This is a genomic window from Pseudomonas sp. B14(2017), from assembly GCF_002113255.1.
Lineage (GTDB): Bacteria > Pseudomonadota > Gammaproteobacteria > Pseudomonadales > Pseudomonadaceae > Aquipseudomonas > Aquipseudomonas putida_Z.
Genome location: NZ_NEJY01000026.1, coordinates 47,583 through 64,903, shown reverse-complemented (window position 1 = coordinate 64,903; position 17,321 = coordinate 47,583). Strand labels below are relative to the sequence as shown.

The 17,321-nt window shown below is 64.4% G+C and carries 12 protein-coding genes; 6 read left to right on the top strand and 6 right to left on the bottom strand.

Translation table 11 applies throughout. The annotated features are described in order from the left end of the window. The first annotated feature begins 11 nt into the window (after nucleotides 1-11). Nucleotides 12-2,621, top strand: a complete 2,610-nt coding sequence (acnB, locus tag CAG34_RS24510) for a bifunctional aconitate hydratase 2/2-methylisocitrate dehydratase (protein WP_025338443.1) — start codon at nucleotides 12-14, stop codon at nucleotides 2,619-2,621. Nucleotides 2,622-2,806: 185 nt separating this feature from the next. Here the strand turns inward: acnB and prpD are convergent, their stop codons facing one another. The 6 genes from prpD to CAG34_RS24475 all read right to left on the bottom strand — a co-directional run bounded on the left by prpD (nucleotide 2,807) and on the right by CAG34_RS24475 (nucleotide 11,491). After that, a complete protein-coding gene (gene prpD / locus CAG34_RS24505) occupies nucleotides 2,807-4,291 on the bottom strand; it encodes a 2-methylcitrate dehydratase (RefSeq protein WP_085592923.1) in 1,485 nt (494 codons plus the stop codon). 170 nt (nucleotides 4,292-4,461) lie between these two features. Beyond that, complete coding sequence (gene prpF / locus CAG34_RS24500; protein WP_085592921.1) at nucleotides 4,462-5,652, bottom strand: 2-methylaconitate cis-trans isomerase PrpF; 1,191 nt, start codon at nucleotides 5,650-5,652, stop codon at nucleotides 4,462-4,464. 157 nt (nucleotides 5,653-5,809) lie between these two features. Further along, entirely contained in the window at nucleotides 5,810-8,398 is a 2,589-nt protein-coding gene (acnD, locus tag CAG34_RS24495) for a Fe/S-dependent 2-methylisocitrate dehydratase AcnD (RefSeq protein WP_025338440.1), read from the bottom strand. A 194-nt stretch (nucleotides 8,399-8,592) separates the two neighbouring features. Continuing rightward, nucleotides 8,593-9,720, bottom strand: a complete 1,128-nt coding sequence (gene prpC / locus CAG34_RS24485) for a 2-methylcitrate synthase (RefSeq protein ID WP_075044544.1) — start codon at nucleotides 9,718-9,720, stop codon at nucleotides 8,593-8,595. A gap of 167 nt (nucleotides 9,721-9,887) precedes the next feature. Beyond that, nucleotides 9,888-10,778 (bottom strand): methylisocitrate lyase, encoded by an 891-nt coding sequence (gene prpB, locus CAG34_RS24480; protein ID WP_085592917.1) that lies wholly within the window; start codon nucleotides 10,776-10,778, stop codon nucleotides 9,888-9,890. Continuing rightward, nucleotides 10,775-11,491 (bottom strand): GntR family transcriptional regulator, encoded by a 717-nt coding sequence (locus tag CAG34_RS24475; protein WP_085592915.1) that lies wholly within the window; start codon nucleotides 11,489-11,491, stop codon nucleotides 10,775-10,777. Before CAG34_RS24475 ends, prpB begins: the two co-directional genes overlap by 4 nt. Nucleotides 11,492-11,820: 329 nt before the next feature. Here CAG34_RS24475 and CAG34_RS24470 point away from each other — a divergent pair, with 329 nt between their 5' ends. The 5 genes from CAG34_RS24470 (at nucleotide 11,821) to CAG34_RS24450 (ending at nucleotide 17,290) form a co-directional block, all read left to right on the top strand. Beyond that, nucleotides 11,821-12,357, top strand: a complete 537-nt coding sequence (locus CAG34_RS24470; RefSeq protein WP_023662146.1) for an ATP-dependent zinc protease — start codon at nucleotides 11,821-11,823, stop codon at nucleotides 12,355-12,357. A gap of 5 nt (nucleotides 12,358-12,362) precedes the next feature. Then, a complete protein-coding gene (locus tag CAG34_RS24465; protein WP_085592913.1) occupies nucleotides 12,363-13,898 on the top strand; it encodes an inactive transglutaminase family protein in 1,536 nt (511 codons plus the stop codon). Further along, on the top strand, nucleotides 13,898-14,878 hold the full coding sequence (locus CAG34_RS24460; RefSeq protein WP_025338436.1) for an alpha-L-glutamate ligase-like protein: 981 nt from the start codon (nucleotides 13,898-13,900) through the stop codon (nucleotides 14,876-14,878). The genes CAG34_RS24465 and CAG34_RS24460 overlap by 1 nt, the downstream gene beginning before the upstream one ends. A gap of 201 nt (nucleotides 14,879-15,079) precedes the next feature. Further along, on the top strand, nucleotides 15,080-16,423 hold the full coding sequence (gene pabB, locus CAG34_RS24455; protein WP_085592911.1) for an aminodeoxychorismate synthase component I: 1,344 nt from the start codon (nucleotides 15,080-15,082) through the stop codon (nucleotides 16,421-16,423). Between the two features lie 132 nt (nucleotides 16,424-16,555). Further along, the gene (locus CAG34_RS24450; protein ID WP_015269712.1) at nucleotides 16,556-17,290 is read left to right on the top strand and encodes a phosphoadenylyl-sulfate reductase; all 735 of its coding nucleotides are present in this window, start codon (nucleotides 16,556-16,558) and stop codon (nucleotides 17,288-17,290) included. Nucleotides 17,291-17,321: the final 31 nt, after the last annotated feature.

Below are 17,321 nucleotides of genomic sequence, written 5' to 3'. Positions count from 1 at the left end.
GGGAAATAACTGTGCTTGAAGCCTACCGCAAACACATCGAAGAGCGTGCCGCCCTGGGTATCGTGCCCCAGCCGCTGAACGCCGAACAAACTGCAGGCCTGGTCGAGCTGCTGAAAAACCCGCCGGCCGGCGAAGAAGCCTTCCTCGTAGACCTGATCACCAATCGCGTACCGCCAGGGGTCGACGAAGCTGCCTACGTCAAGGCCGCTTTCCTCTCCGCCGTCGCCAAGGGCGAAGCCAAGTCGCCTCTGATCGACCGCAAGCACGCCACCGAACTGCTGGGCACCATGCAGGGCGGCTACAACATCGAAACGCTGGTCGCACTGCTGGATGACGCCGAACTGGGCGCCGTCGCGGCCGAACAGCTCAAGCACACCCTGCTGATGTTCGATGCCTTCCACGACGTGGCCGAAAAAGCCAAGGCCGGCAACGTTCACGCCAAGGCCGTGCTGGAATCCTGGGCTGCCGGCGAGTGGTTCACCTCGCGTCCGGCCATCGCCGACAAGTACACCCTGACCGTGTTCAAGGTGCCTGGCGAAACCAACACCGACGACCTGTCCCCTGCCCCGGACGCCTGGTCGCGCCCTGACATCCCGCTGCACGCCCTGGCCATGCTGAAAATGGCCCGCGACGGCATCGAGCCGCAGCAGCCTGGTTCGGTCGGCCCGCTGGCCCAGATCGAAGCCGTCAAGGCCAAGGGCTTCCCGGTTGCCTACGTCGGTGACGTGGTCGGTACCGGTTCCTCGCGTAAATCCGCCACCAACTCGGTGCTGTGGTTCTTCGGCGACGACATCCCGTACGTGCCGAACAAGCGCGCCGGTGGCTTCTGCTTCGGCACCAAGATCGCCCCGATCTTCTACAACACCATGGAAGACGCCGGCGCCCTGCCGATCGAATTCGACTGCACCAACCTGGGCATGGGCGACGTCATCGACGTTTACCCGTTCAAGGGCGAAGTGCGCCGTCACGGCAGCGACGAACTGGTCACCAACTTCGAGCTGAAAACCGAAGTGCTGCTGGATGAAGTCCGCGCTGGCGGCCGTATCCCGCTGATCGTCGGCCGTGGCCTGACCGAAAAAGCCCGTGCCGAACTGGGCCTGGGTGCTTCCGACCTGTTCAAGAAGCCGGAGCAGCCTGCCGATTCGGGCAAGGGCTTCACCCTGGCACAGAAAATGGTCGGCCGTGCCTGCGGCCTGCCAGAAGGCCAGGGCGTGCGCCCAGGTGCCTACTGCGAGCCGAAGATGACCACCGTCGGTTCCCAGGACACCACTGGTCCGATGACCCGCGACGAGCTGAAAGACCTGGCGTGCCTGGGCTTCTCCGCTGACCTGGTGATGCAGTCGTTCTGCCACACCGCGGCCTATCCGAAGCCGATCGACGTCACCACCCACCACACCCTGCCAGACTTCATCCGCACCCGTGGCGGCGTGTCGCTGCGCCCGGGCGACGGCATCATCCACAGCTGGCTGAACCGCATGCTGATGCCTGACACCGTGGGTACCGGTGGCGACTCGCACACCCGCTTCCCGATCGGCATCTCGTTCCCGGCAGGTTCCGGCCTGGTGGCCTTCGCCGCCGCCACCGGCGTCATGCCGCTGGACATGCCAGAGTCGATCCTGGTGCGCTTCAAGGGCAAACTGCAGCCAGGCATCACCCTGCGTGACCTGGTTCATGCCATCCCTTACTACGCCATCCAGAAGGGCCTGCTGACCGTCGAGAAGAAAGGCAAGAAAAACGCCTTCTCCGGCCGCATCCTCGAGATCGAAGGCCTGAACGATCTGACCGTCGAGCAAGCCTTCGAGCTGTCCGACGCCTCGGCCGAGCGTTCCGCTGCCGGTTGCACCATCAAGCTGCCAGAAAAGGCCATCGCCGAGTACCTGCAGTCCAACATCACCCTGCTGCGCTGGATGATCGGCGAAGGCTACGGCGATGCCCGCACCCTGGAGCGCCGCGCCCAGGCCATGGAAGCCTGGCTGGCCAAGCCTGAGCTGCTGTCGGCCGACGCCGATGCCGAATACGCCGAAATCATCGAAATCGACCTGGCCGACGTGAAAGAGCCTGTGCTCTGCGCGCCGAACGACCCGGACGATGCCCGCCTGCTGTCTTCGGTACAGGGCGAGAAGATCGACGAAGTGTTCATCGGTTCGTGCATGACCAACATCGGCCACTTCCGCGCTGCCGGCAAGCTGCTGGACAAGGTCAAGGGCGGTATCCCGACCCGTCTGTGGCTGGCTCCGCCAACCAAGATGGACGCTCACCAGCTGACCGAAGAAGGCTACTACGGCATCTACGGCAAGGCTGGCGCGCGCATGGAAATGCCAGGCTGCTCGCTGTGCATGGGTAACCAGGCACGTGTGCAGACTGGTTCGACCGTGGTCTCCACCTCGACCCGTAACTTCCCGAACCGTCTGGGCGACGCCACCAACGTGTACCTGGCATCGGCCGAGCTGGCTGCTGTCGCTTCGATCATCGGCAAGCTGCCGACCGTTGAAGAGTACATGCAGTACGCGAAGGACATCGACAGCATGGCTGCCGACGTTTACCGCTACCTGAGCTTCGACCAGATTGCCGAGTTCCGCGAAGCGGCAGCCAACGCCAAGATCCCGGTGGTTCAGGCGTAAGCTGAGCGGCAAGCTGTAAGCTGTAAGCTACAAGAAGAAGCCCTGGCAGAGATGCCGGGGCTTTTTTGTGGGGTTGTGTCGGCTTTACCGGCCTCTTCGCGGGCTTGCCCGCTCCCACAGGTACACCACTGCCATCAGGCCTGCGTTGTGCCTGTGGGAGCGGGCAAGCCCGCGAAGAGGCCGATTCAGATCACGAACAGGTCGACAAACCTGTGCACCGCCATCTGCTCCAGCTTCTGCTGGTCCTTGCAGACTTCCACAATCTCCCCACACCGCTGCCGCGCAAAGCGCGTCGCCAGGTTGTCCCTGAACTTGGCCTCCAGCAACGGTATGCCCTCCCCTCGCCGCCGGCGATGCCCGATCGGGTATTCCACCACCACCTGCTCGGTACTGCTGCCATCCTTGAAGAACACCTGCAGCGCGTTGGCGATCGAGCGTTTGTCCGGCTCCAGGTATTCACGGCTGAAGCGCGGGTCTTCCACCACCTCCATCTTCTCGCGCAGGCGGTCGATACTGGGGTGGTTGGCATGGAAGGTGTCTTCGTAATGCTCGGCCACCAGATGACCGAAAATCAGCGGCACCGCCACCATGTACTGCAGGCAGTGGTCGCGGTCGGCGGCATTGGCCAGCGGGCCGCTCTTGGAAATGATGCGGATCGCCGACTCCTGGGTGGTAATGACGATACGGTCGATTTCGTGCAGGCGGTTACGGACCAGTGGATGCAAGGTTACCGCTGCTTCGCAGGCGGTCTGGGCGTGGAACTCGGCAGGGAAACTGACCTTGAACAGCACGTTTTCCATCACGTAGCTACCCAAGGCTTGCGGCACGCGCAGCTCTTGCTGCTCGGACGGCTTGAGCGCGAGGTCCTTGTTGGTGTGACTGAACAGCACATCATAGAAGCCCCACTGCGGCGCAGTGAGCACGCCCGGCACGCCCATCTCGCCACGCAGGGCAATATCGGCCAGGCGCACGCCACGGCTGGAAGCATCACCGGCGGCCCACGATTTGCGCGAACCGGCGTTGGGCGCATGGCGGTAGGTACGCAGCGCCTGACCGTCGACGAAGGCATGGGACAAGGCGCTCAGCATCTGCTCACGGTTGGCCCCCATCAGCCTGGCGCACACGGCGGTGGAGGCCACCTTGACCAGTATCACGTGGTCGAGGCCAACGCGGTTGAAGGCGTTTTCCAGCGCCAGCACGCCCTGGATCTCGTGAGCCATGACCATGGCTTCGAGCACATCGCGCATCAACAGTGGCGTTTCACCTGCGGCTACGCGCTTCTGCGACAGGTGATCGGCAACGGCCAGGATGCCGCCGAGGTTGTCCGAGGGGTGGGCCCATTCGGCGGCCAGCCAGGTATCGTTGTAGTCCAGCCAACGTACCGTGCAGCCGATGTCCCAGGCGGCCTTGACCGGGTCCAGGCGGTAGGCGGTGCCGGGCACGCGGGCGCCGTTGGGCACCAGGGTGCCTTCCACCTGGGGGCCGAGCAGCTTGGTGCATTCGGGGAAGCGCAGGGCCAGCAGGCCGCAGCCGAGGGTATCCATCAGGCAGTTGCGCGCGGTGTCCAGGGCTTCGGCAGATTCGACCCGGTACGTGAGGGCGTAATCGGCGAGGGTTTGCAGCACCCGGTCGTAGTCCGGGCGGGCGTTGAGGTCTACGTTGGCGCTCATATGCAGCTCCGTTCAGAATTGCCGGGGCTGCTGTGCAGCCCTTCGCGGGCTTGCCCGCTCCCACAAGTACACCACAGCCTTCGGAACCTGTGATTACCTGTGGGAGCGGGCAAGCCCGCGAAGGGCCGCCAAGCGGCCCCAACTCACTAAAGCCGAGCGCCAGTGGTGCGTTAGAAGCTATCGCCAGGCACGCGAACCCAGCCCTCCATCAGCACGCGAGCACTGCGGCTCATGATTGCCTTGGTCACTGTCCATTCACCATTCACCTGGCGCGCCTCGGCCCCCACCCGCAGGGTGCCCGAGGGGTGGCCGAAACGCACGGCGCTGCGCTCGCCCCCGCCTGCGGCGAGGTTGACCAGCGTGCCCGGAATGGCCGCCGCGGTGCCGATGGCCACCGCGGCCGTCCCCATCATTGCATGGTGCAGCTTGCCCATCGACAAGGCCCGTACCAGCAGGTCGATATCACCCGCCTGCACCGCTTTGCCACTGGACGCAGTGTAGGTGCTCGGCGGCGCGACGAAAGCCACTTTCGGCGTGTGCTGACGCCCGGCAGCCTGGTCGACGTTGCCGATCAGGCCCATGCGTACGGCGCCATAGGCGCGAATCGTCTCGAAGCGCAGCAGCGCCTGCGGGTCGCCGTTGATGACGTCCTGCAGTTCGGTGCCGGTGTAGCCGATATCCGCCGCATTGACGAAGATGGTCGGGATGCCGGCATTGATCAGGGTCGCCTTGAACGTACCGACACCCGGCACCTCGAGGTCATCGACCAGGTTGCCGGTGGGGAACATCGCCCCGCCGTCGCCATCTTCGTCGGCCGCTGGGTCGAGGAACTCCAGCTGCACCTCGGCGGCCGGGAAGGTCACCCCGTCCAGCTCGAAGTCGCCGGTTTCCTGCACTTCACCTTCGGTGATCGGCACATGGGCGATGATGGTCTTGCCGATGTTGGCCTGCCAGATGCGCACGGTGGCGATGCCGTTGCGCGGAATGCGCGCCGGGTCGACCAGGCCGCTGCTGATGGCGAACGAACCGACCGCGGCAGAGAGGTTGCCGCAATTGCCGCTCCAGTCGACAAAGGCCTTGTCGATGCTGACCTGGCCGAACAGGTAGTCGACATCGTGTTCAGGCTTGATGCTTTGCGACAGGATCACGGTCTTGCTGGTGCTCGAAGTGGCGCCGCCCATGCCGTCGATCTGCTTGCCGTAGGGGTCGGGGCTGCCGATCACCCGCAGCAGCAGTGCATCACGGGCAGGGCCGGGGATCTGCGCCCGTTCGGGCAGGTCTTGCAGGCGGAAGAACACGCCTTTGCTGGTGCCGCCACGGATGTAGGTGGCGGGGATTTTTACTTGCGGTACATGAGCCATGGATGTGCTGTCCTGTCTGATAGGCATAAAAACCCGGGGCTGCCATGCAGCCCATCGCCGGCAAGCCAGCTCCCACAGGAACCCAGCTGGCTGCAGGATGTGCAATCCCTGTGGGAGCTGGCTTGCCGGCGATGGGCCGCAAAGCGGCCCCCTGCAATTAGGCAGTCGCTTCGAGGAAGTCCTGGGCGAAGCGCTGCAGCACCCCGCCGGCCTCGTAGATCGACACTTCCTCGGCGGTGTCCAGGCGGCAGGTCACCGGTACCTCCAGGCGCTCGCCGTTGGCGCGGGTAACCACCAGGGTCAGCGTCGCCCGCGGCGTACGCGCGCCCAGTACGTCATAGGTCTCGCTGCCATCCAGGCCGAGGGTCTTGCGGTCGGTGCCCGGCTTGAACTCCAGCGGCAGTACGCCCATGCCCACCAGGTTGGTACGGTGAATACGCTCGAAGCCTTCGGCGACGATCGCCTCGACACCAGCCAGGCGCACACCTTTGGCCGCCCAGTCACGGGACGAACCCTGGCCGTAGTCGGCACCGGCGACGATGATCAGCGGCTGCTTGCGATCCATGTAGGTCTCGATCGCCTCCCACATGCGGGTGACCTTGCCTTCCGGCTCGATACGCGCCAGCGAGCCCTGCTTCACGCTGCCGTCTTCCTTGCGCACCATTTCGTTGAACAGCTTGGGGTTGGCAAAGGTAGCGCGCTGGGCGGTCAGGTGGTCGCCACGGTGGGTAGCGTAGGAGTTGAAGTCCTCCTCCGGCAGGCCCATCTTCGCCAGGTACTCGCCGGCAGCGCTGTCGAGCATGATGGCGTTGGACGGCGACAGGTGGTCGGTGGTGATGTTGTCCGGCAGCACTGCCAGCGGGCGCATGCCGCGCAGGGTCCGTTCACCGGCCAAGGCGCCCTCCCAGTACGGCGGGCGGCGGATGTAGGTGCTCATCGGGCGCCAGTCGTACAGCGGCGCCACCTTCGGCCCACGGTCTTCCTCGATGGCGAACATCGGGATGTACACCTTGCGGAACTGCTCCGGCTTGACCGCGGCACGCACCACGGCGTCGATCTCTTCGTCGCTGGGCCAGATGTCCTTGAGGCGGATTTCCTTGCCATCGACCACGCCCAGCACATCCTTCTCGATGTCGAAGCGGATGGTACCGGCGATGGCGTAGGCCACTACCAGTGGCGGCGAAGCGAGGAAGGCCTGCTTGGCATACGGGTGGATACGCCCGTCGAAGTTGCGGTTGCCCGACAGCACGGCAGTGGCGTACAGGTCACGGTCGATGATTTCTTGCTGGATCACCGGGTCCAGGGCGCCGGACATGCCGTTGCAGGTGGTGCAGGCGAAGGCGACGATGCCAAAGCCGAGCTGTTCCAGCTCCTTCTCCAGCCCGGCCTCTTCCAGGTACAGCTGCACGGCCTTGGAGCCAGGCGCCAGCGACGACTTGACCCACGGCTTGCGGGCCAGGCCCAGCTTGTTGGCATTGCGCGCCAGCAGGCCTGCGGCAATCACGTTGCGCGGGTTGCTGGTGTTGGTGCAGCTGGTGATGGCGGCAATGATCACCGCGCCATCTGGCATCTGCCCTGGCACTTCTTCCCAGCTGCCGGCGATGCCTTTGGCCGCCAGGTCGCTGGTGGCGACGCGGGCATGCGGGTTTGACGGGCCAGCCATGTTGCGCACCACGCTCGACAGGTCGAAGCTCAGGGTGCGCTCGTAGACTGCGCCGCCCAGGCTGTCGGCCCACAGGCCGGTGGCCTTGGCATAGGTTTCCACCAGCTTGACCTGCTGCTCTTCGCGGCCGGTCAGGCGCAGGTAGTCGATGGTCTGCTGGTCGATGGCGAACATCGCCGCAGTGGCGCCATATTCCGGGGCCATGTTGGAGATGGTGGCGCGGTCGCCCAGGGTCAGGGCACGGGCACCCTCGCCGTGGAACTCCAGGTAGGCGCCGACGACTTTCTGCTTGCGCAGGAATTCGGTCAGGGCCAGCACCAGGTCGGTGGCGGTGATGTTCGGCGCCAGCTTGCCGGTCAGCTCGACGCCGACGATTTCCGGCAGGCGCATCCACGAGGCACGGCCCAGCATCACGTTCTCGGCTTCCAGGCCACCCACGCCGATGGCGATCACGCCCAGGGCGTCGACATGCGGGGTGTGGCTGTCGGTGCCGACGCAGGTGTCCGGGTAGGCCACGCCACGGTCGTTGTGAATCACCGGCGACATCTTCTCCAGGTTGATCTGGTGCATGATGCCGTTGCCCGGCTGGATCACGTCGACGTTCTTGAACGCCTTCTTGGTCCAGTTGATGAAGTGGAAGCGGTCTTCGTTGCGGCGGTCTTCGATGGCGCGGTTCTTTTCGAAGGCCTGCGGGTCGAAACCGCCGCACTCGACGGCCAGCGAGTGGTCGACGATCAGTTGCACCGGCACCACAGGGTTGACCTGGGCCGGGTCGCCGCCTTTGTCGGCAATGGCGTCACGCAGGCCGGCGAGGTCGACCAGTGCGGTCTGGCCGAGAATGTCGTGGCACACCACGCGGGCCGGGAACCACGGGAAGTCGAGGTCGCGCTTGCGCTCGATCAGCTGGCCCAGCGAGGCGTCGAGGGTAGCCGGGTCGCAGCGGCGCACCAGGTTTTCGGCGAGTACGCGAGAGGTGTAAGGCAGGCCATCGTAGGCGCCGGGCTTGATGGCCTCGACCGCCGCGCGGGCATCGAAGTAGTCCAGGTCGGTGCCTGGCAGGTGCTTGCGGAATGCAGTGTTCATATCGTTATCAGGCTCGGTCACGGTACGGTCGTGGATAGCTTTCTGGTTGCAGCCCTGTGTCAGCTGTTCCGGCCTCATCGCCGGCAAGCCGGCTCCCACAGGTATTGCACTGCTCCTGAGGCTGGTGCAGTCCCTGTGGGAGCCGGCTTGCCGGCGATGAGGCCGGAACAGGCCACCCCCACAGGTACGGCCTGTCAGCGCTGTTCGATCGGCACGAACTGGCGCTGCTCGACGCCGACATACTCGGCGCTCGGGCGGATGATGCGGTTGTTGGCGCGCTGCTCGAAGACGTGCGCAGCCCAGCCGGTCAGGCGCGAGCAGACGAAGATCGGGGTGAACAGCTTGGTCGGGATACCCATGAAGTGGTACGCCGAGGCATGGTAGAAGTCGGCGTTGGGGAACAGGCGCTTCTGCTCCCACATGGTCTTGTCGATGGCTTCGGAAACCGGGTACAGCACCTTGTCACCCACTTCGTCGGCGAGCTGTTTCGACCAGCCCTTGATCACCTCGTTGCGCGGGTCGGACTCTTTGTAGATGGCATGGCCAAAGCCCATGATCTTGTCCTTGCGCTCGAGCATGCGCAGCAGCTCGGCAGTGGCTTCCTGCGGGTTCTGGAAGCGCTCGATCAGCTCCATCGCCGCTTCGTTGGCACCGCCATGCAGCGGGCCGCGCAGCGAACCGATGGCAGCGGTTACGCAGGAGTACAGGTCGGACAGGGTCGAGGCACAGACGCGGGCGGTGAAGGTCGAGGCGTTGAACTCGTGCTCGGCGTAGAGGATCAGCGACACGTTCATGACCTTGACGTGCAGCTCGCTCGGCTTCTTGCCATGCAGCAGGTGCAGGAAGTGGCCACCGAGGGTGTCTTCGTCGCTGGTGCAGTCGATACGCACGCCGTCGTGGGTGAAGCGGTACCAGTAGCACATCACTGCCGGGAACAGCGCCAGCAGGCGGTCGGTCTTGTCACGCTGGGCCTCGAAGGTCAGTTCGGGCTCCAGGGTACCCAGCACCGAGCAACCTGTGCGCATCACGTCCATCGGGTGGGCGTCACGCGGGATGCGCTCGAGCACTTCCTTCAGGGCTTGCGGCAGGTCACGCAGGCCCTTGAGCTTGCGCTTGTAGTCGGCCAGTTCGGCTTTGCTCGGCAGCTCGCCGTACAGCAGCAGGTAGGCGACTTCTTCGAACTCGGCACCCGCGGCCAGGTCACGCACGTCGTAACCACGGTAGGTCAGCCCGGCACCGGCCTGGCCCACGGTCGACAGCGCGGTCTGGCCGGCCACCTGGCCGCGCAGGCCTGCGCCACTGAGTACTTTTGCTTCGGCCATGGTGTTTCTCCTTTCTTGAACTTGTTATGGATTCTTTCTGGCTAATTCGGGGGTGGCTGTATCGGCCCTATCGCCGGCAAGCCAGCTCCCACAATGCCTTGCACAGGGCTCGAACCTTGTGCGGTACCTGTGGGAGCCGGCTTGCCGGCGATGAGGCCCTCACAGGCTCAACCTTTTTTCTGGGCAAACAGCGCATCGAGGCTCTGCTCGAAGGCGTGGTAACCAATGGCATCGTAGAGCTCCATGCGGGTCTGCATGGTGTCGATCACGTTCTTCTGCGTGCCGTCGCGGCGCAGCGCGGTGTACACGTTTTCGGCCGCCTTGTTCATGGCGCGGAACGCCGACAGCGGGTACAGCACCAGCGACACGTCGACCGAGGCCAGCTCTTCGGTGGTGTACAGCGGCGTGGCGCCGAATTCGGTGATGTTGGCCAGGATCGGTGCCTTCACCCGGTCGGCGAAGGTCTTGTACATCTGCAGTTCGGTGATGGCTTCCGGGAAGATCATGTCGGCACCGGCCTCGACGCAGGCGGCGGCGCGGTCCAGGGCGGCGTTCAGGCCCTCGACGGCCAGGGCGTCGGTACGCGCCATGATCACGAAGCTGTCATCGGTACGGGCATCGACTGCGGCCTTGATGCGGTCGACCATTTCCTGCTGGCTGACAATTTCCTTGTTCGGGCGGTGGCCGCAGCGCTTGGCGCCGACTTGGTCCTCGATATGGATGGCGGCAGCGCCGAACTTGCTCATCGAGCGCACGGTACGGGCAACGTTGAAGGCAGAGGCGCCGAAGCCGGTGTCGACATCCACCAGCATCGGCAGGTCGCACACGTCGGTGATGCGGCGCACGTCGGTGAGTACATCGTCCAGGCCGCTGATGCCCAGGTCCGGCAGGCCCAGCGAACCGGCGGCAACGCCGCCACCGGACAGGTAGATGGCCTTGAAGCCGGCGCGCTTGGCCAGCAGGGCATGGTTGGCGTTGATGGCGCCAACCACCTGCAGCGGATGTTCAGCGGCAACGGCGTCGCGGAAACGCTGACCGGGGGTGCTCTTCACAGTCATTTCTCACCTCGTGGGCTGTTGTTGTGGGCGTCCAGGTAGTGACGCTCGATATTGCGCTTGGACGCGCCGATGTGGCGGCGCATCAGGAGTTCGGCCAGCTCGCCGTCACGGTCGGCGATGGCATCGAGAATGCGGTGGTGTTCGGCAAAGGCCTGGCGCGGCCGGTTGGGCGTGGCGGAAAACTGGATGCGGTACATGCGCACCAGCTGGTACAGCTCGCCGCAGAGCATCTTGACCAGGGTCTGGTTACCGCTGCCCTGGATGATCCGGTAATGGAAGTCGTAGTCGCCTTCCTGCTGGTAATAGCCCAGGCCGGCCTGGAACGCGGCATCGCGCTCGTGGGTGTCGAGCACCCGGCGCAGTTCGTCGATGTCGGCCTGGCTCATGCGTTCGGCGGCCAGGCGGCAGGCCATGCCTTCCAGCGATTCGCGAATTTCGTACAGCTCGATCAGTTCGGCGTGGTTGAGCGACACCACCCGCGCCCCCACATGCGGCACGCGCACCAGCAGGCGCTGGCCTTCGAGGCGGTGAATGGCCTCGCGCAGCGGCCCGCGGCTGATGCCGTAGGTACGCGCCAGCTCCGGCTCGGAAATCTTGCTGCCGGGGGCGATATCGCCCTTGACGATGGCCGCCTGGATGCGCCGGAAGACGTTTTCGGACAAGGTTTCCGTTTCGTCTGCCAGCATCGGGCTGGGGGTGGATAGGTCCTGCATATTGTCGACACCTTGCAAATCTCTTTGCCAGAAATTAGCTAATTCGACCGCAGCAGTCAAAGACAAAATGAATATTGTCGACAATCGTCTAAGAACGAACTAATGCCAGCCCGGTGCTGTCAGATCGCGCACCGCTGGCGTCAAGGCGCCGGCGTGATAGAATGCCGCGCCTCCGATGGAGTATGGATAGCCTGTCTGTCATCCATTCATGCTGTTGACAGATGAACGAGGAAGCTTGCGCAGTCGCTGCCAGTCGCCTTGCCCTGAACACGGCTCTGAACATGGCTTTGAAAACAGCCCCGAACCTTGCACTGCACCGCGCCAGGAATATGAGACTTACACCCGCATCATTGCTGCTCTGCCTCACCCTGCTGCCGGCCCTTGGCCAGGCCGCGGGCAAGACCGTGTACGGTCTCAACGAATATGCACGCCTGGGCGACCTGGACCTGGAAGTGGCCGCCAAGCTCGACACCGGCGCCAAGACCGCGTCGCTCAGCGCCCGCGACATCAAGCGTTTCAAGCGCAACGGCGAAAGCTGGGTGCGCTTCTACCTGGCCATCGACGCCGCCCATTCGCACCCCATCGAACGCCCGCTGGCACGCGTAAGCAAGATCAAGCGCCGGGCCGGCGACTATGATGCTGAATCGGGCAAGGCCTACACCGCGCGCCCGGTCATCGAACTTGAAATCTGCATGGGCCAGGCCATGCGCACCATCGAAGTCAACCTCACCGACCGCAGCGCCTTCCAGTTCCCGCTGCTGATCGGCTCCGAGGCGCTCAAGCACTTCGACGCGCTGGTCGACCCAAGCCTTAAATACGCGGCCGGCAAACCTGCCTGTGCCACCGACGCTCCCAAAGCAGAGTAATCCCGATGCGCTCTCTTACCCTCCATCTGAAAGTCCTGATCACCGTGCTGGTGCTGTTGGGCGTGGCGGTCACGGCTTATCAGATCTTCGTACTCGGCATCCCGGTAACCGAGGATGAAACCGACGACCTGTGGAACATCGACGCCAAGGTCGAGTTCGTGGCCAGCACCAAGGACCCGGTCAAGGTGCAGATGTTCGTGCCACCGCTGAACCGCGACTACGTCAGCCTCAACGAGAGCTTCATCTCCAACAACTACGGGGTGAGCGTCAACCGTGCCGACGGCAACCGCAAGGTCACCTGGTCGGCCCGCCGCGCCAGCGGCAACCAGACCCTCTACTACCGCCTGGTGCTGACCAAGCGCTATAGCAACGAGAAGACCACGGTCAAAGGCCCGACCTTCCGTGACAGCCTGGCAGTGGAAGGCCCCGAGAAGATCGCCGCCGAGGCCCTGATGGCGCCGATCCGCCAGCACTCGGCCGACGTCGAGACCTTCGTCAGCGAGACCATCAAGCGGGTCAACAACCTCAACGACGACAACGTCAAGCTGCTGCTGGCCGGCGACACCACGGCCATGAAGAAGGCCCAGGTCATCGACCTGCTGCTGTCGATCGCCCACGTACCGATGGAGAAGGTGCACACCATCCGCCTGGTGGCCGACACCCCGCAAACCCCGGAACTGTGGCTGCGCAGCTTCAACGGCACCGACTGGCTGTACTTCAACCCGGACACCGGCGAGCAGGGCCTGCCCAGCGATCGCCTGCTGTGGTGGACCGGTGACGACAACCTGATCACCGTCGATGGCGGCAAGAAGGCCAACGTTACCTTCAGCATGAACAACAGCGAGATGAACGCCATCCGCCTGGCCAAGCTGACCGACGAGAATACCGACGCCGACTTCCTCGAATATTCGCTGTACGGCCTGCCGCTGCAGACCCAGCAAACCTTCATGATCATGGTGATGATCCCGATCGGCGTGCTGGTGATCCTGGTGCTGCGCAACCTGGTCGGCCTGCAGACCCTGGGTACCTTCACCCCGGTACTGATCGCCCTGGCCTTCCGCGAGACCCAGCTTGGCTTCGGTATCGTGCTGTTCACGGTAATCACCGCCCTGGGCCTGTCGCTGCGCTCGTACCTGGAACACCTGAAGTTGCAGATGCTGCCACGCCTGTCGGTGGTACTGACCTTCGTCGTGGTACTGATTGCCGCCATCAGCCTGTTCAGCCACAAGCTGGGCCTGGAGCGCGGGCTGTCGGTAGCGCTGTTCCCGATGGTGATCCTGACCATGACCATCGAGCGCCTGTCCATCACCTGGGAAGAGCGTGGCGGCGGCCATGCCATGAAAGTGGCCATCGGCACCCTGTTCGCCGCTTCCCTGGCGCACCTGTTGATGATGGTGCCGGAGCTGGTGTACTTCGTTTTCACCTTCCCGGCCGTGCTGCTGATCCTGGTGGGCTTCATGCTGGCGATGGGTCGCTACCGCGGCTACCGCCTGACCGAGCTCGTACGCTTCAAGGCATTCATGAAGAAGGCTGACGCCTGATGTTTGGCCTGATCAAGACGTGGAAAGCCCTGGAGGCCCGGGGCATCATGGGTATCAACCGGCGCAACGCGGACTACGTGTTGAAGTACAACAAGCGCCACCTGTACCCGATCGTCGACGACAAGATCATCACCAAGGAGCGCGCCCTGGCGGCCGGCATCCATGTGCCGGAAATGTACGGCATCATCGAGACCGAGAAAGAGATCGAGAAGCTCCACCAGATCATCGGCGGGCGCAGCGATTTCGTCATCAAGCCGGCGCAGGGCGCCGGTGGTGACGGCATTCTGGTGATCGCCGACCGCTTCGAGGACCGCTACCGCACGGTGTCCGGCAAGATCATCAGCCACGAGGAAATCGAGCACCAGATCTCGAGCATCCTCACCGGCCTGTACTCGCTGGGCGGGCACCGCGACCGTGCGCTGATCGAGTACCGGGTCACCCCCGACCAGATCTTCAAGAGCATCAGCTACGAAGGCGTGCCGGACATCCGCATCATCGTGCTGATGGGCTACCCGGTGATGGCCATGCTGCGCCTGCCGACCCGCCAGTCCGGCGGCAAGGCCAACCTGCACCAGGGCGCCATCGGCGTGGGTGTCGACCTGGCCACCGGCGTGACCCTGCGCGGCACCTGGTTGAACAACATCATCAGCAAGCACCCGGACACCACCAACGCGGTGGATGGCGTGCAACTGCCGAACTGGGACGGCTTCATGAAGCTGGCCGCCGGCTGCTACGAGCTGTGTGGCCTGGGCTACATCGGTGTCGACATGGTATTGGACCAGGACAAGGGGCCGCTGATTCTCGAGCTCAACGCCCGCCCCGGCCTGAACATCCAGATCGCCAACGACTGCGGCCTGACCCAGCGCACCCACGCCATCGAGGCGCACCTGGAAGCGCTGGCCAAGGATGGCATCAGCGAAGATGCCGAACAGCGCGTGCGGGTATCGCAAGGCTTGTTCGGGCACGTGCACCCGCGCTGAAATCGCCAAGGGCCGCCTTGCGGCCCATTCGCAGCACAAGGCTGCTCCTACAGGATATCGCGTGATCTTGTAGGAGCAGCCTTGTGCTGCGAATGGGCCGCAAGGGCGAAACCCAGTGCTTGAATGTCGCCACAAAGCTAGGCGCATTTCCTGCACAGGTCTACAATCGCCCTCCTCGCTTTTACATCGCCGTCCACACTGATGCCGACCTGTACGCTCCACCCCCTGCCCTACCAGCCCGACCCTGCCGCCTATTTCGCCCGCCTGCGCCAGGCCCCCGGTGCGATCCTGCTGGACAGCGCCCGCCCCGGCGCCGAACGCGGGCGCTTCGACCTGCTCAGCGCCTGGCCGCTGCAACACCTGCAGGCGCAGCCCGACGAAGATGGCCGCACCTTCCTCCAGCGCCTGCGCGCCGGTCTGGCACGACTGGGCCATGCGCAGTTGCCCGCAGGCAGCGAGCTGCCGTTCGCTGGCGGCCTGATCGGCTACCTGAGCTATGACTTCGGCCGCCGCCTGGAACACCTGCCCCGCCTGGCCGTGGACGACCTTGGCCTGCCGGACGCGCAACTGGGGCTGTATGCCTGGGCACTGGTGACCGACCACCAGTGCGCGACCAGCCAACTGGTGTTCCACCCGAGCCTGCCCGGCAGCGAACGGGAACGGCTGATCGCCCTGTTCGAAGGTGTCGACAACGCGGAAAGCGGCAGCTTCCAGCTACTCGCGCCGATGGCCGGCGACCTGCAGCCCGAGCAGTACAAGGCCGCCTTTGACCAGGTGCAGCGCTACATCCAGGCCGGCGACTGCTACCAGATCAACCTTACTCAGCGCTTCCGCGCGCCCTGCCAGGGCGACCCGTGGCACGCTTACCAGGCCCTGCGCAAAGCCTGCCCCACCCCCTTCTCCGGCTACCAGCAACTGGCCGACGGCAGCGCCCTGTTGAGCTTTTCGCCCGAGCGCTTCATTCGCGTCAGCCAGCGCCAGGTGGAAACCCGGCCGATCAAGGGCACCCGCCCGCGCGCCAGCAACCCGGCAGAAGACATGCGCAATGCCGAGGAGCTGCTGCACAGCCCCAAGGATCGCTCGGAAAACCTGATGATCGTCGACCTGCTGCGCAACGACCTGGGGCGCACCTGCGAGATCGGCTCGGTGAAGGTGCCGGAGCTGTTCAGCCTGGAGAGCTACCCCAACGTGCACCACCTGGTCAGCAGCATCACCGGCCAGTTGGCCAGCGACAAGGACGCCCTTGACCTGATCGGCGACAGCTTCCCCGGCGGTTCGATCACCGGCGCGCCGAAGATCCGCGCCATGCAGATCATCGATGAACTGGAGCCGGCACGCCGGGCGCTGTACTGCGGCTCACTGCTCTACGTGGATGTGCGCGGCGAGATGGACAGCTCGATTGCCATTCGCAGCCTGCTGGTCAAGGGTGGACAGGTCAGCTGCTGGGGCGGCGGCGCGGTGGTGGCCGACTCCGAGTGGCAGGCCGAATATGAAGAGTCGATTGCCAAGGTGCGGGTATTGATGGAGACCCTGCAGGGCTTGTGATCGGCGGCGCCTGCTTCGCGGGCGCGCCCGCGAAGGGCCAGACACCGATATCAGCCCGTCTACCCCGCCATTTTTTGTTACCATCACCTTACTACGAGCGCACAGCGCCACAGCCACGATGGAAACCGCCTGATGAGCCAACCCTTCGACGTCGCCGCACTGGCCGCGACCTATGCCAACAAGTCCCCGCAGGACATCCTCAAGCTTGCCTTCGAGCACTTCGGTGATGACCTGTGGATCTCCTTCAGCGGCGCCGAGGATGTGGTGCTGGTGGACATGGCCTGGAAGCTGAACAAGCAGGTCAAGGTGTTCAGCCTCGACACCGGCCGCCTGCACCCGGAGACTTACCGGTTCATCGACCAGGTCCGCGAGCAGTACAACCTGCCGATCGAGATCCTCAGCCCCGACCGCGCCAAGCTCGACCCGTTCGTCAAGGAAAAGGGCCTGTTCAGCTTCTACAAGGACGGCCACGGCGAGTGCTGCGGTATCCGCAAGATCGAGCCGCTGCGTCGCAAGCTGGCCACCGTGAGCGCCTGGGCCACCGGCCAGCGCCGCGACCAGAGCCCGGGTACCCGCAGCCAGGTGGCGGCAGTGGAAATCGACAGCGCCTTCTCCACCCCCGAGCGCACCCTGTACAAGTTCAACCCACTGGCGCAGATGACCAGCGAGGAAGTGTGGGGTTATATCCGCATGCTCGAGCTGCCGTACAACAGCCTGCACGAGCGCGGCTTCATCAGCATTGGCTGCGAGCCCTGCACCCGCCCGGTGCTGCCAAACCAGCATGAGCGCGAAGGGCGTTGGTGGTGGGAAGAGTCGACGCAGAAGGAATGCGGGTTGCACGCGGGCAACCTGATCAGCAAGGCATAACACAGCTGGGGCCGCTTCGCGCCCCAATCGC

What these genes read in the sequence shown, in the direction of transcription:
- CAG34_RS24470 (WP_023662146.1), top strand. Translation starts at nt 11,821, where the DNA reads ATGAGACTTACACCCGCATCATTGCTGCTCTGCCTCACCCTGCTGCCG.
- prpB (WP_085592917.1), bottom strand. Translation starts at nt 10,778, where the DNA reads ATGACTGTGAAGAGCACCCCCGGTCAGCGTTTCCGCGACGCCGTTGCC.
- CAG34_RS24460 (WP_025338436.1), top strand. Translation starts at nt 13,898, where the DNA reads ATGTTTGGCCTGATCAAGACGTGGAAAGCCCTGGAGGCCCGGGGCATC.
- prpC (WP_075044544.1), bottom strand. Translation starts at nt 9,720, where the DNA reads ATGGCCGAAGCAAAAGTACTCAGTGGCGCAGGCCTGCGCGGCCAGGTG.
- prpD (WP_085592923.1), bottom strand. Translation starts at nt 4,291, where the DNA reads ATGAGCGCCAACGTAGACCTCAACGCCCGCCCGGACTACGACCGGGTG.
- CAG34_RS24475 (WP_085592915.1), bottom strand. Translation starts at nt 11,491, where the DNA reads ATGCAGGACCTATCCACCCCCAGCCCGATGCTGGCAGACGAAACGGAA.
- pabB (WP_085592911.1), top strand. Translation starts at nt 15,080, where the DNA reads ATGCCGACCTGTACGCTCCACCCCCTGCCCTACCAGCCCGACCCTGCC.
- acnD (WP_025338440.1), bottom strand. Translation starts at nt 8,398, where the DNA reads ATGAACACTGCATTCCGCAAGCACCTGCCAGGCACCGACCTGGACTAC.
- CAG34_RS24450 (WP_015269712.1), top strand. Translation starts at nt 16,556, where the DNA reads ATGAGCCAACCCTTCGACGTCGCCGCACTGGCCGCGACCTATGCCAAC.
- CAG34_RS24465 (WP_085592913.1), top strand. Translation starts at nt 12,363, where the DNA reads ATGCGCTCTCTTACCCTCCATCTGAAAGTCCTGATCACCGTGCTGGTG.
- prpF (WP_085592921.1), bottom strand. Translation starts at nt 5,652, where the DNA reads ATGGCTCATGTACCGCAAGTAAAAATCCCCGCCACCTACATCCGTGGC.